General features: G+C 65.3%; 17 protein-coding genes. 2 read left to right on the top strand and 15 right to left on the bottom strand.

Annotated elements, in window-relative coordinates; all coding sequences use genetic code 11:
- The first annotated feature begins 14 nt into the window (after positions 1 to 14).
- Positions 15 to 995, top strand: a complete 981-nt coding sequence (locus ACOOHP_RS19145; protein WP_420468073.1) for an MBL fold metallo-hydrolase — start codon at positions 15 to 17, stop codon at positions 993 to 995.
- Positions 996 to 1,013: 18 nt separating this feature from the next.
- On the opposite strand, the gene ACOOHP_RS19140 is transcribed toward ACOOHP_RS19145, so the two are convergent.
- From ACOOHP_RS19140 to ACOOHP_RS19070, 15 genes are all read right to left on the bottom strand, one after another.
- Positions 1,014 to 2,039, bottom strand: a complete 1,026-nt coding sequence (locus ACOOHP_RS19140; protein ID WP_420468072.1) for a sulfurtransferase — start codon at positions 2,037 to 2,039, stop codon at positions 1,014 to 1,016.
- 6 nt (positions 2,040 to 2,045) lie between these two features.
- Positions 2,046 to 2,690 carry a DUF6969 family protein gene (locus ACOOHP_RS19135; RefSeq protein ID WP_420468071.1) on the bottom strand — a complete coding sequence of 215 codons (645 nt, stop codon included), beginning with the start codon at positions 2,688 to 2,690 and terminating at the stop codon, positions 2,046 to 2,048.
- Positions 2,691 to 2,771: 81 nt separating this feature from the next.
- Entirely contained in the window at positions 2,772 to 3,035 is a 264-nt protein-coding gene (locus tag ACOOHP_RS19130; RefSeq protein ID WP_420468070.1) for a hypothetical protein, read from the bottom strand.
- A 75-nt stretch (positions 3,036 to 3,110) separates the two neighbouring features.
- The gene (locus ACOOHP_RS19125) at positions 3,111 to 3,737 is read right to left on the bottom strand and encodes a DUF6691 family protein (protein ID WP_420468069.1); all 627 of its coding nucleotides are present in this window, start codon (positions 3,735 to 3,737) and stop codon (positions 3,111 to 3,113) included.
- Positions 3,734 to 4,252, bottom strand: coding sequence for a YeeE/YedE thiosulfate transporter family protein (locus tag ACOOHP_RS19120; RefSeq protein WP_420468068.1), 519 nt, complete (start codon positions 4,250 to 4,252; stop codon positions 3,734 to 3,736). Before ACOOHP_RS19120 ends, ACOOHP_RS19125 begins: the two co-directional genes overlap by 4 nt.
- A gap of 275 nt (positions 4,253 to 4,527) precedes the next feature.
- Positions 4,528 to 5,271, bottom strand: coding sequence for an HAD-IA family hydrolase (locus ACOOHP_RS19115; protein WP_420468067.1), 744 nt, complete (start codon positions 5,269 to 5,271; stop codon positions 4,528 to 4,530).
- The gene (gene rpe, locus ACOOHP_RS19110) at positions 5,264 to 5,959 is read right to left on the bottom strand and encodes a ribulose-phosphate 3-epimerase (protein ID WP_420468066.1); all 696 of its coding nucleotides are present in this window, start codon (positions 5,957 to 5,959) and stop codon (positions 5,264 to 5,266) included. Before rpe ends, ACOOHP_RS19115 begins: the two co-directional genes overlap by 8 nt.
- Positions 5,959 to 7,023: a class II fructose-bisphosphate aldolase gene (fba, locus tag ACOOHP_RS19105; RefSeq protein ID WP_420468065.1), complete on the bottom strand. Its 1,065-nt coding sequence runs from the start codon at positions 7,021 to 7,023 to the stop codon at positions 5,959 to 5,961. Before fba ends, rpe begins: the two co-directional genes overlap by 1 nt.
- A 66-nt stretch (positions 7,024 to 7,089) precedes the next feature.
- Complete coding sequence (gph, locus tag ACOOHP_RS19100; RefSeq protein WP_420468064.1) at positions 7,090 to 7,791, bottom strand: phosphoglycolate phosphatase; 702 nt, start codon at positions 7,789 to 7,791, stop codon at positions 7,090 to 7,092.
- A gap of 19 nt (positions 7,792 to 7,810) precedes the next feature.
- Entirely contained in the window at positions 7,811 to 9,877 is a 2,067-nt protein-coding gene (gene tkt, locus ACOOHP_RS19095; protein ID WP_420468063.1) for a transketolase, read from the bottom strand.
- 13 nt (positions 9,878 to 9,890) lie between these two features.
- On the bottom strand, positions 9,891 to 10,763 hold the full coding sequence (locus ACOOHP_RS19090; RefSeq protein ID WP_420468062.1) for a phosphoribulokinase: 873 nt from the start codon (positions 10,761 to 10,763) through the stop codon (positions 9,891 to 9,893).
- Between the two features lie 152 nt (positions 10,764 to 10,915).
- Positions 10,916 to 12,001, bottom strand: coding sequence for a class 1 fructose-bisphosphatase (locus ACOOHP_RS19085; RefSeq protein ID WP_420468749.1), 1,086 nt, complete (start codon positions 11,999 to 12,001; stop codon positions 10,916 to 10,918).
- A 16-nt stretch (positions 12,002 to 12,017) separates the two neighbouring features.
- Positions 12,018 to 12,917, bottom strand: a complete 900-nt coding sequence (gene cbbX, locus ACOOHP_RS19080; protein ID WP_420468061.1) for a CbbX protein — start codon at positions 12,915 to 12,917, stop codon at positions 12,018 to 12,020.
- A gap of 18 nt (positions 12,918 to 12,935) precedes the next feature.
- Positions 12,936 to 13,370, bottom strand: coding sequence for a ribulose bisphosphate carboxylase small subunit (locus tag ACOOHP_RS19075; protein WP_420468060.1), 435 nt, complete (start codon positions 13,368 to 13,370; stop codon positions 12,936 to 12,938).
- Between the two features lie 67 nt (positions 13,371 to 13,437).
- On the bottom strand, positions 13,438 to 14,916 hold the full coding sequence (locus tag ACOOHP_RS19070; RefSeq protein ID WP_420468748.1) for a ribulose-1,5-bisphosphate carboxylase/oxygenase large subunit: 1,479 nt from the start codon (positions 14,914 to 14,916) through the stop codon (positions 13,438 to 13,440).
- Positions 14,917 to 15,022: 106 nt separating this feature from the next.
- Here ACOOHP_RS19070 and ACOOHP_RS19065 point away from each other — a divergent pair, with 106 nt between their 5' ends.
- The gene (locus ACOOHP_RS19065) at positions 15,023 to 16,033 is read left to right on the top strand and encodes a LysR substrate-binding domain-containing protein (protein ID WP_420468059.1); all 1,011 of its coding nucleotides are present in this window, start codon (positions 15,023 to 15,025) and stop codon (positions 16,031 to 16,033) included.
- Positions 16,034 to 16,039: the final 6 nt, after the last annotated feature.

The raw sequence follows: 16,039 nt of genomic DNA, 5'->3' as shown, positions 1-16,039 counted from the left end.
CCTACCCGGTATCTATGATCCGATCAATCCTGCTGATCGTTACCCTGATCTGCTGCCACGGCACCGGCGCTGCGTCTGGCACTCCCGCCAAATTCGCGCTGGAACCTGCCCAGGTAGCGGAGCGCGTGTGGTATTTCCAGGGCCAATCCGGCATGGCGTCGCGCGACAACCGCGGCTTCATGAGCAATGCCGGCTTTGTCGTCACCGACGACGGTGTGGTGGTGTTCGACGCGCTGGCCACGCCGGCGCTGGCCAGTGCAATGCTCGACGCGATCCGCACGATCACCCCGCAGCCCGTGCGGCGGGTGATCGTGAGCCATTATCACGCCGACCACGTCTACGGACTGCAGGTCTTCAAGCAGGCCGGCGCCGAAATCTGGGCCCGCAACGAGGGCAGAATCTACCTGCGATCCGACCTGGCGGCCGAGCGCCTGGCCCAGCGTCGTCGCGACCTGTCGCCCTGGGTCGATCTGCACACCGAATTGATCCGGGCGGATCGCTGGCTGATCTTCGAGGACGACGCGCCACAATCCTTCGAACTCGGTGGCATGCGCTTCGAACTGCTCAGCGGCGGCGACTCGCATGCCCCGGACGATCTGATGCTGTGGGTCCCCGCTCAGAGCGTATTGTTTGCCGGCGATCTGTTCTTTACCGGACGCCTGCCATTTGTGGTCGACGGCAACACACGTCAGTGGCTGCAGGCACTGGGGCGTATCGACCCGGGTCAGGCGCGCGTGGTCATCCCGGGTCACGGCCCCGCCTCCACCGACGTCGGCCTGGATCTGCAGGTCACGCGCCACTACCTGCAGTTCCTGCGCAGACATATGGGCGAAGCGGCTGAGGCATTGATGACTTTCGAAGAGGCGTACGCTGCCACCGACTGGTCGGAGTTCGAATCGCTACCCACGTTCGAGCAGGCCAACCGGCGCAACGCATACACGGTGTTCCTGGAAATGCAGGCCGAAATGCTTGAACCCGAAACCGCAGGTCCGTAGCGCTTCCAAGGAGGAGACTCAGCCGCCGATGCCGACCACCGGACGACCGAGCGTGGTCCACTCATGCATGGAACCGTCGTACAGACGGACCTCGGCATTTCCCAGCAGCTCGCTCTGAATGAACCAGCTTCCAGCGGCCATGTGTCCGGTGTTGCAGTAGGTCACGCTGGGAGCGGCCACGTCGATGCCCTGCGCCTGAAACACGCCGCGGTACTCTTCCGGCGTCAGAAAAATCTGCGCCAGACCCTGCGAACGGAAGCGCACATCGGTCGGTAAATTGCGTGCGCCCTGGATGTGGCCGCCTGCGGCGACCGAAGGTTTCTTGTAGCTCAGGCCCAGGTACTGCGGCAGCGGGCGAGCGTCCACCATCTGTACGCCGTCCTTGACCGCCTGTTCCACTTCGGCAATCTCAGCCAGCAAATCCTTACGCAGTTCGCCCGCTTCCCAATTTCCGGCACCGGGCTTGAACGCGGTGGTCGTCACCGGAAGACCGGCCTGCAGCCAGGCGGCGTTGCCACCGTCGAGCAGCGCCACCGATTCCGCGCCGTAGGCCTTGAGCGTCCAGTACAGGCGCGCAGCCTCCTCGATCTCGAACGCGGCCTCGCCCGGCGAGGTGATCACAATGGTCTGCCCCTTGTTCAGTCCCACCGAGCGCATCAGTGCCTGCACATACGCCGCATCCGGCAACAGCTTGGAGATCTTCTTGCCCTCCACCTCGCGATCGACGCGAATCTTGTCGAACTCCACCAGCAGCGCGTTCTCGATGTGGCCGCCGACCACGCTCAGGGTCTGCGCACCGGTCTTGGCGTCCTTGTCGAACTGCGGCCCAGCGGTCCAGGTCGCGGGATCATCCCTGACGTCCAGCACGGTGACCTGCTGCGCGTTCGCCTTCAGCCACCGGACATCGACCACCGGCCCGGGCAGCGTGACCGGGGTCGGGGTCGCGGGCGCGGCGGATTCGCCGGCCGAACAGGCCATCGCGGGCAACGCCAGACCGCACAGTGCCAGCATGCGTACCGCCAGTGAACTACGTCGAGTGATCATGTTCGATTACCTGTTCCCGTCATCAGCCTGTCTTGCGCGCCAGCGCTCGATCGCCTGTACCTGTCTCCCGAGATCGACGCCGCAGCGACCCAGCACGGACACACGCCGATCTTCAAAAACGTCGGATTTCAAACCTGCCTGCAAGGCCCGCAACCGCTGATCGCGTGCCTTCACGGTGTGGATCACCTGCGGCATGAATGCCGCCAGCACCAGCTTCAACCAAAGATGCACCCCGCCCAGCGCTTGCGGATGCTTCAGGTCGAAGCCGCGAAGCATGCGCAGCACGCGCGCCGCCGGCTGCCATGTCTCATCGGTCACCCAGCGGTTGGGCGCAAACAATTCCCGCGGCCTTCCATAAGGGTCGACCGAGACCGCAATCAGGTGGGTCACCGCCGCCCCGCCATCCGCGGCGTCCGCAAACAGATGAAAATGACCGTGCTCTCCTGCGCTGCGCCCCTGGCCGGGGTGACTGTGGTAATACCAGCGATAGCCCAGCTCGACGTCATGCGCATCGTCGCCTGGGTAGTGCGTCCAAGGACCGGGCACTGCGCCTGCTCCCAGAGTCTGTGTCAGCACCGTCTGCCCTTGCTCTGCCCAGAGCCGGCTGATGTCCATCAGCGCGTTCAGCGCCTGCGCGGCCCGTTTCAGCATCGTGGCCGATGGCCGCGCCAGGTGGCTTAGAGGCGGACTCATGGCGACCGCAGGGCACCGCCCGGCAAATACGCGGCCGTATCAGCCTCCGACCGCGCAGGGACCGGTTTTCTTTTTCTTGACCGCGCAGGGGTTGGCCGCTTTCTGCTCACCCTCGGCCGCGCTGCCAGCCGCTTCGTTGGGCTGTGCGGAATCCGCCGACTGGTCACCACTGCAGCCGGCCATCGGTACTACCGCGCCCATCGCCAGACCGAGCATCGCCAAGGTCTGGGCCAGACTTCTGGGCTGGCGACGCTTGTCGCCACGGTTGGACCGGCGCGCGGCTGGCCTGGATTCTGACTTCATGAATGGGGTTCTCCTGATACGAAATCGATGCCCTGCGCACGGCTCACGCCGTGTCGAAGGGCATCTGATATTTACTTACGACGCCTGGGCGGCCGCGCCCGATGGTGCCGGCTGCTGCGCAGCCCGGACTGCCGTCACCGGTGCCGAGGGCTTCTTGTCTCGCGTCAGCCAGCCCACCCCGACCAGACAGGCCAGCAGCATGAACAGCACCACCGGGGTCGGCAGATGCAGGAGTTCGGGCACGGTCTGCGCCTCCGGCCCGGGCAGGGCCTCCAGCATCGGCGCCAAGGCGTCGTAGGCACCGGCGAATACGAAGGTCCCGAGAATCAGGCCGACGAAGAACACCAGACCGTCGATCTTGCCGGACACGAACCCGACCACCGACGTACCGGGGCAATAGCCGCCGACCGCCATGCCGGCCCCCACGCCGACACCGCCGAGCAGCGTCGCCCACAGGAATACCGTGGGGATGTAGATCGCCTCCTTGGTCATCATGCCGCTGGCCTGCAAGAAATACAGGCCGAAGGCCGCGACGATGATGGCGGTGAACATCACCTTGAACACGCGCCAGTCCTTGAAGCGCAGCTGTGCAGTGAGATTGCAGGCGCTGGCGAAGCCGGCACGCTCCAGCGCAAAGCCGAACACCAGTCCGCACAGCAGTCCGCTGATGATGATGGACGAAATTCCGATAGGCAGAGTCATGAGTAGAACCTCTTCATGTAGAAGCCGAACGCAGCCCCGGTGGCAAAAAATCCCATGAGAAACAGAAATCCGGCGGTCGCCAGCGTGGCTGCGCCGGAGAGACCGAGGCCGCTGGTGCAGCCCAGCGCGATGCGGGCTCCTGCACCGGCGATCATGCCGCCTACCAGGGCCAGGCCCAGGCGCTTGGCATTACCCAGCTTGGTGGGACCATCGACGGTCCAGCGAAAACGTCCGGCGCTCAGCGCGGCGATCAATGCCCCCACCGCCACGCCAATCACCTGCCAGGTGATCCACGAATTCAGCGGATTGCCGCCACCTTCGAACATCGAGCCGAAATAGCTGCTGGACTCCACCGCGCCGGGCGCAACCGCATGTGCGCCTACCGCGGCCAGCGAAGTGGTGAAGCCGCTGGCGCCCAACCCGTGACCGGTGATGACGAAAGTCATCAGCAGGCCCAAACCGAGCAGCACGCCGGCGATGTAGGGATTCCACAGGGGTTTGGGCGCACTGGTCATGAGCTCACCCCCGACGATGCCGCGCACGGCATCCCGGCCTCAGTACGACACCCGGACTTGTTTGGATCGATCTTCATCAGCTTTCCTCCAGCGATGTTTTTGTGGTACCCACACCCGTATCATCGACTATACCACCACCGGTATCTCGGTCAATCTCCCGGGGGTATATTTCACGACGGCAATGAAGCACATGGGCCGCGAACGATGCGGGTCCGAGTTCGGTCCGGGAATCGGTTGCAACGAGCTCGGCAAGTCGCGACAACGCCGGTGCCGGCCTACCGGCCTGGTGCCGAATGCCAACGGCGCAGATCGGCGATGCCGATCATGGCCAGGCCCTGTTCGAGATCGTCGATTTCGACTCTCGGCGCAATCGGGCAGGCGCTGAGGGCCACGGCATCGGTGTACGCGCTGCGGGTCAGCACGCAGGCGATGCCGGCGGCACCGGCCGCGGCGAGACCCGGCGCGGAGTCCTCGACCGCCATGCAGTCGTCAGCCGCCAGGCGCAAGGCTTTCAGCGCGCGCAGATAGGCCTCCGGATCGGGCTTCTTGCGGCCGACATCCTCGCCGCAGACCAGCGCCGAGAACAGGTGCTGCCAGTCCGGTCCGCAGGTGCTGGACAGCAGCACCTCGACATTGGCCCGCGAGGTGGTGGTGACGATCGCCTGCAGCAACCCAGCCGCCCGAATTTCGCGCAACAGACGCGTCACCCCGGGACGCAAAGGGATGCCGCCAGCTGCCACGATCCCGGCGTAGTGCTGGTTCTTGCGCTGGTGCAGTTGTGGGATCAGGTCGAGCAGTGCGGTGTCAATTGGCCCCCCGCCTGCGCGCTGCCGCGCCTCGTGCAGCATGCGCTCGCGACCGCCGGTCACCGCAAGCAGGCGCCCGTAGTGCTCGGCATCCCAATTCCAGTCCAGGCCAAGATCGGCGAACGCCCGGTTGAAGGCGACGCGATGGCCATCGCGCTCGGTTTCCGCGAGCGTGCCATCGACATCCCAGAGGATCGCTCTGAGTTCAGGCACAGCACTCGTTGAGCTTCAGCTCCATCCTGAAGCGCCGGATCGTCGCCAGATAGTCGGGCTGACCGAAAATGGCCGACCCCGCGACCAGGGTGTCGGCGCCGGCGGCGACGATCTGGCGGACGTTTTCAACCTTGACCCCGCCGTCGACCTGCAGGCGGATATCCCGCCCGGTTTCGGCCAGATGCCGGTCCAGCAGCTGGCGCACCTGACGCAGCTTGGCGAACGTGGACGGGATGAAGCTCTGGCCGCCGAAACCCGGGTTGACCGACATCAGCAACACCAGGTCGACCTTGTCCAGCACGTGATCCAGCCATTCCAGGGGCGTCGCCGGGTTGAATACCAGCCCGGCCTTGCAGCCTTGCTCGCGGATCAGTCCCAGGGTGCGGTCGACATGGCGCGTCGCCTCGGGATGAAACGAGATCTGCCCGGCGCCGGCCTTGGCGAACATCGGCACCAGCGCGTCCACCGGCTCCACCATGAGATGCACATCGATCAGGGCGGGGCCGACATACGGCTTGATGGCGCTGCACACCATCGGCCCAATGGTGAGATTGGGCACGTAGTGATTGTCCATCACATCGAAATGAATCCAGTCGGCACCCGCGGCGAGCACGTTGCGTACTTCTTCACCCAGTCGCGCGAAGTCCGCCGACAGGATGCTTGGTGCGATGACGGTCGGCAGCGCCATCAATGGATCACCGGCCGCAGCTCGCCCTTGGCGTAGCGCAAGGCCAGCTGCTCCAGCGGCGCAGGTCTGATCCTGGCGGCCTGACCGGCGCAGCCGAAGGCTTCGAAGCGTGCCTGGCAGATGTCGCGCGCCGCCGCGGTGGCCACCTTGAGGAAGGCGCGTGGATCGAACTCGCCGGGCTTGTCGCCCATCAGCTTGCGCATCGCGCCGGTCATGGCCAGACGGATATCGGTGTCGATGTTGACCTTGCGCACGCCGTGCTTGATGCCTTCCTGGATTTGTTCCACCGGTACGCCATAGGTTTCCTTGATGTCGCCACCGTAATCGCGGATCACCTGCAGCCATTCCTGCGGCACCGAGCTCGATCCATGCATCACAAGATGGGTTTTGGGGATGCGCGCGTGGATCGCCTTGATGCGGTCGATGGCCAGGATGTCGCCGGTGGGTGGGCGGGTGAACTTGTAGGCGCCGTGGCTGGTGCCGATGGCGATGGCGAGCGCATCGACCTGGGTCCGCTGCACGAAGTTCGCGGCCTGGTCGGGGTCGGTCAGAAGCTGGGAGTGATCGAGCACGCCCTCGGCGCCGGAGCCGTCTTCTTCAACGGCGGTGCCGGTCTCCAGCGAGCCCAGGCAACCCAGTTCGCCCTCCACCGACACGCCCACGGCGTGGGCCATGTCCACCACCCGCGCAGTGACCCCGATGTTGTAGTCGTAGCTGGCCGGCGTCTTCATGTCCTCACGCAGCGAGCCGTCCATCATCACGCTGGAAAAACCGCTGCGGATCGAGGCCTGGCACACCGCCGGCGAGGCGCCGTGATCCTGGTGCATGCAGACCGGAATGTGCGGGTACTGTTCCACCGCCGCTTCCACCATGCGGCGCAGGAAGGCTTCGCCCGCGTACTTCCGGGCGCCGGCGCTGGCCTGCAGAATCACCGGCGAGTCGCAGGCGTCGGCGGCCTGCATGATGGCCTGGATCTGTTCGAGGTTGTTGATGTTGAACGCGGGCAGGCCGTAATGGTGTTCGGCGGCGTGGTCCAGCAGTTGACGCAGGGCAATCAGCGCCATGAGCGATGCTCCTTGAGAGTCGGATGGGTGAATTCGACCGGCCGGGCGACAAGCGCCTGGGCTGCCCTACTCGGCGCCTGCGTGGGCGCGGTCGGCCCAGATCGGCTGGCGCGATTTCAGATAGGGCAGCACGTCGACGAAGCTGTCGATCACGCGATCGGCGCCCAGCTCGCGCGCCGTCGGCTTGTGGCGATAGCCATAGGACACCGCCCACACCGGCACTTCGGCATTGCGCGCGGTTTCGACGTCGATCTCCGAGTCGCCGATCAACAGGGTGCGCGGCGGGGTGGTGCGCAGGAGCTGCATGCAGTGCTGCAACGGCAGCGGCGAGGGCTTGCGCGCGGCCAGGGTGTCGCCGAACACCATCACGTCGAAATAGGCTTCCAGCCGATGTGCCGAGAGCAATTGGCGGCCGAATTCGCTCTCTTTATTGCTGACCACCGCCATCGGTACGCGGCGCGCGTGCAGCGCCGCCAGGGTTTCGATGACGCCGGGGAAAACGCGGCTGAGGCGCCCGGTGACCTGCCGGTAATTGCGGCGGAACAAGGGCAGCACCGATTCGGCCTTGATCGGTCCATGAGCCCCCTGGTGATGGGCCAGCGCCTCGGTGATCAGGTTCAAGGTGCCGTGACCGATCCAGGATCGCACCTGGCCGGCATCGGCACATGGCAGCTCCAGCTCCTGCAGACAGAGATTGAGGGCCTCTCCGATCTCGGGCGCGGTGTCGATCAGGGTTCCATCGAGGTCGAACAGTACGGCGTCGAACATGGCTGGATTCCAGAGTGGGTCAGTTGAGGGATAGCGCGGCGCCCGCCGTACCGGGGCGCTGCAGATTGCGCACGCGCACGCGGGCAGCCTCGGCCACCGCAGCGGCGTTGATGCCGAAGTGATCGAACAGTTGCGCCGCAGGCGCGGACTCGCCGAATTCGGCCAGCCCGATCACGGCACCTTCCAGACCGACGTATTTGCGCCAGAAATCCGGATGCGCCGCCTCCACCGCGATCCGCGGAATTGCGGGCGGCAACACGGCATGTCGCCAAGTGCCGTGCTGGCGGTCAAACGCCTGGGTGCACGGCATCGACACCACCCGGGCGGCGATGCCTTCTTCGGCCAGCAGGGTCTGCGCCTGCAGCGCAATCGCCACTTCCGAACCAGTGGCGATCAGCACAACTTGCGCGGCGTCGTCGGCCTCGGACAGCACATAGCCACCATGGGCGATCCAGGCTTCGCGCTCGGCGTCGGACGGGTTTTCGGGCAGGCCCTGCCGCGACAACAGCAGCGCGCTGGGTCCGTCGTCACGCTGGATCGCCTGCTGCCAGGCGACGGCGGTTTCCGCACCATCGCAGGGGCGCCATACGTCGAGGTGCGGTATCAGGCGCAGGCTGGCCGCATGCTCCACCGGCTGGTGGGTGGGACCATCCTCACCCAGGCCGATGGAGTCGTGCGTCAGCACGTGGATGACGCGTATGCGCATCAAGGCTGCCATGCGGATCGCGTTGCGCGCGTAGTCCGAAAACACCGCAAACGTGCCTCCGAACGGAATGTAACCGCCGTGCAGGGCCATGCCGTTCATGGCCGCCGCCATGCCAAATTCGCGCACGCCCCAGCTCAGGTATCGCCCGCTCAGTTGCCGCGGCTGCACCACCGCCGCGTCGTGCCAGCGCGTGAGGTTGGATTCGGTCAGATCGGCAGAGCCACCGAACAGTTCGGGCAGACGCGGTGCGCAGGCATCCAGCACCTGCTCGGAGCTCTTGCGGGTCGCCACCGCTTTGGCGACGGCGCGATGCTGGGCGCGCATCTGTTCGGCGGTGTCGGCCCAGTCCTGCGGCAGCACGCCGGACATGCGCCGCTGGAACTCCAGGGCGAGGTCGGGATGCGCTTTGGCATACCCGTACATCCGCTGTTCCCACTCGTGGTGGGCTTCGCGCCCGCGCAGGCGCGCGTTCCAATGCGCCGCCACGTCCGCCGGAATCGCGAATGGCGCGTACGGCCAATCCAGCGCCGTACGCGCCAACGCGATCTCCTCAGCACCCAGCGGTGCGCCATGCACCTTGGCGCTGCCCTGGCGGTTGGGCGCACCTTTGCCGATGACGGTCTTGCAGCAGATCAGGGTCGGCCGGCCGTCGCCGCCCTTGGCGGCGAGGATGGCGCGGAACAGCGATTCCGGATCGTGGCCGTCGATGTCGCTCAGCACTCTCCACCCATAGGCCTGAAAGCGGGCCGGGGTGTCGTCGCGAAACCAGCCGTCGACGTCGCCGTCGATGGAAATCCGGTTGTCGTCGTAGAACACGATCAGGCGATCCAGGCCCAGGGTGCCGGCCAGGGACGCCGCCTCGTGCGAGATGCCTTCCATCAGGCAGCCGTCGCCGACGAACACGTAGGTGCGGTGATTCACCACGTTGAAGCCGGGGCGATTGAACTCGGCGGCGAGCAGGCGCTCGGCCAGCGCCATGCCCACCGCGTTGGCCAGGCCCTGGCCGAGCGGGCCGGTGCTGGTCTCCACCCCCGGCGTCACGCCGTACTCCGGGTGCCCGGGGGTGCGCGAATGAAGCTGGCGGAAGCGGCGCAACTCTTCCATCGGCAGCTCGTACCCCGACAGATGCAGCAACGCGTACAGCAGCATGGAGCCATGGCCGTTGGAGATCACGAAACGGTCACGGTCCGGCCACTTGGGATCGGCCGGATCGTGCTCCAGAAAATGATTCCACAGCACTTCGGCGATATCGGCCATGCCCATCGGCATGCCGGGATGGCCCGACTTGGCCGCCTCCACCGCGTCCATCGCCAGCGCACGCAAGGCGTTGGCGGCACGGCGATGGGTGACGGGCTTGGGCGCTTCGGGCAGCTTGAACATGGTCCGGATCTCGTTACGCGCGACGCTTCAGGTCCATCAGCCGCAGGATCATCGGCGTCAGGATCAACTGCAGCGCCAGGCCCATCTTTCCGCCCGGCACGGCGATGTTGTTGGGGCGGCTCATCCACGAGCCGTCCAGCATCGACAGCAGATAGGGAAAGTCGATGCCGTGCGGATCGGCAAAGCGGATGATCACCATGCTTTCGTCGGCGGTCGGCACGTCGCGGGCGATGAAGGGATTGGAGGTGTCCACCGTCGGCACGCGCTGGAAGTTCACGTGCGTGCGCGAAAACTGCGGGCAGATGTGATTCACGTAGTCCGGCATGCGCCGCAGCATGGTGTCGACGATCATCTCCTGCGAGTGCCCGCGCAGGGTCTTGTCGCGATGCAGCTTCTGAATCCATTCCAGATTGATGATGGGCACCACGCCGATCAGCAGATCCACGTGCCGCGCAACGTTGATCTGCTCGTCGGCGTAGGCACCGTGCAGGCCCTCGTAGAACAGCAGGTCGGTGCCATCGGCGCTATCGCGCCACGGGGTGAAGGTTCCCGGCTCCTGAGCGTGCGGTGCCGCCTCCTCGACATCGTGCAGGTAATGTCGGGTCTTGCAGCGTCCGCGTACGCCGTAGTCGGCAAAGGCGGCGTCCAGGTCGGCGAGCAGGTTGGCCTCCGGACCGAAATGGCTGAAGTCGCGCTGGCCCGCCGCTTCGCGCGACTTCATCTCCCGCTTCATCGCCAGGCGGTCAAAGCGATGAAAGGCGTCGCCTTCGATCACCGCGGCCTTGAGCTTCTCGCGCCGGAAGATGTGATCGAAGCTGCGCATGACCGTGGTCGTCCCTGCGCCCGAGGAACCGGTCACGGCGATGATGGGATGCTTGACCGACATCGCTCAGCTCCGCGGTCGCCGCAGGCGACGCTGATGCTCTTCTACCGCATGGCGGGAGAGGGCGGGACCGGACGCAGCGCGTCCGCTGGGGTGAGGGCTGACCATGCCCGGATCGCGGTCGACAACCCGCATGACGATCGCCGGCAGGCTCATCAGGCTTCCGCCCGGTACAGCGAGCGCGGGCGGAACAGCGGCGAGCGGAACGGCTTGTCGCTGCCGTCGTCGTAGGCCTGGTGATAGGACTCGATGCGCTGCACCTCCTCGCTGGAACCAAGGATGACCGGCACGCGCTGGTGCAAGGATTCAGGGGCCAGCTCCAGCAGGCGTTGTCGCCCGGTGGTCGCCCGCCCGCCCGCCTGCTCCACCAGCATCGCGACGGGATTGGCTTCGTACATCAGGCGCAGACGTCCAGGTTTGCGTGGTTCCTTCAGGTCCAGCGGGTACATGAACACGCCGCCGCGCATCAGCACGCGATGCACGTCGGCCACCATGGTGGCAATCCAGCGCATGTTGAAGTCGCGACCGCGGATGCCGGTGCTGCCGTCCTTGCACTCGGCCACGTAACGTTGCACCGGCGGCTCCCAGAAGCGCTCGTTGCTGGTGTTGATGGCGAATTCGCTGGTGACCTCGGGGATGCGGATGTCCGGATGGGTGAGCACGAAGTTGCCGATCTCGCGGTCCAGCGTGAAGCCGTGCACGCCCTTGCCGACCGTGATCATCAGCATGGTGGCGGGCCCGTAGATGGCGTACCCGGCGGCCACCTGCGCGGTTCCCGGTTGCAGAAAGTCGCTGGTCTGCGGCACGCCCGCGCCGGGATGCCGCAGAACCGAGAAAATGGTGCCGATGGAGACGTTCATCGCCACATTGCTGGAGCCGTCCAGCGGATCGAACATCAGCAGATAGGGTCCGCGCTGGAAGTCGTCCGGGATCTGCACCGGCTGCTCGCGCTCCTCCGAGGCCATGCCTGCGACCAGACCGCTCCATTCGCAGTGTTCGATCATCAGCTCGTCGGCCATCACGTCCAGCGGCACCTGCATCTCGCCCTGTACGTTGGTGGCCGCCGCGAAACGGCTGGTGTCGGCCAGCGCACCCTTGGCAGTCGCCACCGAGATCGCCTTGATCGCTGCCGCCACGTCCACCAGCAGGCCGGCCAGTTGCCCATTGGCGTGCTCGTCACCCTGCTGATCCTGCAGTTGCTCGATCAGGAATTTCGACAGCGTGGTCCTTCCGGAGTACAGACGCATGCTTTTCTCCTCAGGACGGTGACTGCTGGAACACGCGCGATGCGCTCAGATCGGCCGCCTCGATGGAACTGAGCGCCTCCACCCCCACGGCTTGCCCCGACGCCTGAGCCCGCCCGAACAAGCGGTTGGCCTGGCGCAAACGCGCGCGGTCCAGCGCATTGCGTACCGAGCGGGCGTTGGCAAAGTTCGGCTGCTGCAAGCGCAGGTCGATGTACTGGCGCAGCACCGTCTCGGCGTCTGCAGAAAGCCGGTAATTCATCTCCCGCAACATCATCGTGGCGATCTGGAACAGCTCGTCCTGGCTGTAATCCGGAAAGTCGATGTGGTGCGCGATACGCGAGGACATGCCCGGATTGGACTGAAAGAACGTGTCCATGCGGTCCTTGTAGCCGGCCAGGATCACCACTAGGTCGTCGCGGTGGTTCTCCATCACCTGCAGCAGAATCTCGATGGACTCCTGGCCGTAATCGCGCTCGTTCTCCGGGCGATAGAGGTAATAGGCCTCGTCGATGAACAGCACGCCGCCCATCGCACGCTTGAGCACTTCCTTGGTCTTGGGCGCGGTGTGGCCGATGTACTGCCCGACCAGATCGTCGCGGGTCACCGCCACCACGTGCCCTTTGCGCACATAGCCCAGCCGATGAAGGATGTCGGCCATGCGCTGCGCCACCGTGGTCTTGCCGGTGCCGGGATTGCCGGTGAAGCACATGTGCAGCGACGGCGGCGCAGCGTCCAGCCCGAGTTGCTTGCGCGCCTTGGTCACCAGCAGGTAGGCCGCGATCTCGCGGATGCGGCGCTTGACCGGTGCCAGGCCGACCAGCTCAGTGTCGAGCTGGTCCATCACCCGGGTCACGTCGGACTCGCGCAGCAAGGCCGTCAGATCGACGCTCGTCGCTGCCAGCGCCGTCATGGCGTTGCCCTCCGCCACCTAGTAACGCTCGCCTTCCGGCTTGTCGGTGGCGTAGGAGGTGACTCGATAGCGGATGCGACGACCGTCAATCTCGTCGCGCACCAGTCCAAAGCCCGGCTCGTTCTCGGGACGGTTGACGATATAGGACATGGTCGGCGACTCCACCCCGCGCGTGTTGTCGAAGGCCGTCACGCGGATGTAGTGGCGCGGGAAGGTCTTGCGGCAGTGGTTGATCTCCAGCAGCGCACCGGCGGCATCCTTGAGATCGAACATCGGGTTGCCGAACATCTCCCAGTAGGTGTTGCGCGGGTGCGGATCGTCGGTGTACTCGACGCCGACCGCCCAGCCCTTGCCAAGCGCGTACTCGAGCTGCGCAGTGATCTGCGCGTCGGTCAGAGCGGGAAGAAAGGAAAACTGGCCCTGCGTGAGGCGGGCATTGGTGTTGGTCATCATGGTGTTTTCTCCGTAGGTCGGGCTTCAGCCCGACATCCTGGCCTCGCAAGTCGGGCTGAAGCCCGACCTACATGGACGCCGTCGCCGTGGCCACGAAGTCCGCGGTGTCGGTGGACTCGTAGTTGAACTGGATGTCGCCCCAGGTCTCGATGGCTTGCTTGAGCGGGCCGCACCACTTGGCTGCTTCTTTGAGAATCTGTGGGCCCTCGTTCCAGATGTCGCGGCCCTCGTTGCGCGCCAGCACCATCGCTTCAAGCGCGACGCGATTCGCCGTCGCACCGGCCTGGATGCCCTGCGGATGACCGATGGTGCCGCCGCCGAACTGCAGCACCACGTCCTCGCCCAGGTAGGTGAGCAACTGATGCATCTGGCCGGCGTGGATGCCGCCGGAGGCCACCGGCATGACCTTGTTGAGCGATGCCCATTCCTGCTCGAAGAACAAGCCCTTCTCCAACTGCACGGGCGTGTGCGTATCGAGCAGCGTGTCGTAGAAGCCGCGGATCATCATCGGATCGCCTTCAAGCTTTCCGACCACCGTGCCTGCGTGAATGTGATCGACACCTGCCATGCGCATCCACTTGCAGATGACGCGGAAATTCATGCCGTGATTCTTCTGCCGCGAGTAAGTGCTGTTACCAGCGCGGTGCAGGTGCAGGATCATGTCGTTTCTGCGCGCCCACTTGGCCATCGACTGGATCGCGGTGTAACCGACGACGAGGTCGATCATGATGATCACCGAGCCCAGCGACTTGGCGAACTCGGCGCGCTCGTACATCTCCTCCATGTCGCCGGCCGTGACGTTGAGATAGTGGCCCTTGATCTCACCGGTGGCAGCGCTGGCCTTGTTCACCGCCTCCATGCAGTACAGGAATCGATCACGCCAGTGCATGAAGGGCTGCGAGTTGATGTTCTCGTCGTCCTTCATGAAGTCCAGACCGCCCTTGAGGCCCTCGTACACCACGCGCCCGTAGTTGCGGCCTGAAAGACCAAGCTTGGGCTTGGTGGTGGCTCCGAGCAGCGGGCGGCCGAACTTGTCGAGTCGCTCGCGCTCCACCACGACACCGGTCGCCGGACCTTGAAAGGTCTTCAGGTAGGCGACCGGGATGCGCATGTCCTCCAGGCGCAGCGCCTTGACCGCTTTGAAGCCGAACACGTTGCCGATGATCGAGGCGGTGAGATTGGCGATGGAGCCCGGCTCGAACAGATCGAGGTCGTAGGCGATGTAGGCAAAATACTGCTGCGGCGTGGCGCTGCCCGGCCCGGTATTCGGCACCGCATCCACGCGGAACGCCTTGGCTCGATACAGCTCACAGGCGGTGAGACGGTCGGTCCATACCACCGTCCAGGTCGCGGTGGACGATTCGCCCGCAACGGCGGCGGCGCATTCCTCCGAATCCACGCCGTCCTGAGGGGTGATGCGGAACAGCGCGATCACGTCCGTGTCCTTGGGCACATAGTCGGGCTGCCAGTAGCCCATCTTCTTGTACTCCATCACGCCCGCGTCGTAGCGGCCGCGCGGCTGGCCTTTCTTCACCACATCGGTCATGTCGTTCATCAGCGGTCCCTGCCGTATCCGTGTTCGACAGATACTACCGGGGGGTATTGGCTCGGGACTATTCAATATGGCTGAGCAATCGGTTAAGGTTTTGTTGATGCTTCACATCACCGTCCGTCAATTGCAGGTGTTCAACGCGGTCGCACGCCGACACAGCTTCGTGCGCGCCGCCGAGGAGTTGCACCTGACGCCACCGGCAGTCTCGATGCAGATCAAGCAGCTCGAAAACCAGCTGGGTCTGCCGGTGTTCGAGCGCGGTGCCGGCGAGGTGCGCCTGACCGCGGCCGGCGAGTTCTTTCTGGTCCACGCGCGCAAGATCCTGGGCTCGCTCAAGGAGGCCGAAGACCTGGTCGCGCGCCTGCGCAAGGTTGAAACCGGGCGGCTGGCACTGGGCATGCTCAGCACCGCCAAGTACTTCCTGCCGCGTCTGTTGACCGGCTTTCTACGCGAGCATCCCGGTGTCGAAGTCAGCCTGGTGGAAGGCAATCGCGAACAACTGATCCAGAGCGTTCAGCGCAACGAGGTCGACCTCGCGGTGATGGGCCGCGCACCCGGCGAACTGGAAGCGCGCGCAGAAGTGATCGGCGTCCATCCGCTCGGCATCATCGCGCCACCGCAGCACCCCCTGGCCAAGGCTGAGGCAGTGCCGCCGGAACGGCTCGCGACCGAGGCCTTCGTCATCCGCGAGTCGGGCTCCGGCGGTCGCGCGGCAATGGAAGCGTTCTTCCGTGACAGCCACGTCCGTCCCCCCATCCTGATGCAGATGAGCAGCAACGAAACCATCAAACAGGCAGTGATGGCTGGAATGGGACTGTCGTTCCTGTCGCTGCATACGGCGGCGGTGGAGATCGAGCGCAATCTGCTGACCGTGCTGCGCGTCCCCGGCCTGCCGGTGCTGCGCAACTGGCACGTGGTACACCGCCGCGCGCGCGTGCTGTCGCCCGTCGCGGAGAGCCTGCGCTACTTTCTGATCGAACGCGGACCTGCGTTCCTGACTGAGCATTTCGCGGTGCTGGCGCAGCAGATTCCGGGCTGGAGCCAGGGCCGCATCAAGGCGGCGACGAGCCGACGCGGCGAACGCGCCAGCGCGCATCGCAGTCGCCGCTGATCAGTG

Origin of the sequence: Panacagrimonas sp. (genome assembly GCF_965216805.1) — a bacterium.
Lineage (GTDB): Bacteria > Pseudomonadota > Gammaproteobacteria > Nevskiales > Nevskiaceae > Panacagrimonas.
The sequence above is the reverse complement of the archived record's forward strand: the minus strand, read 5'-3'. Positions and strand labels throughout refer to the sequence as shown.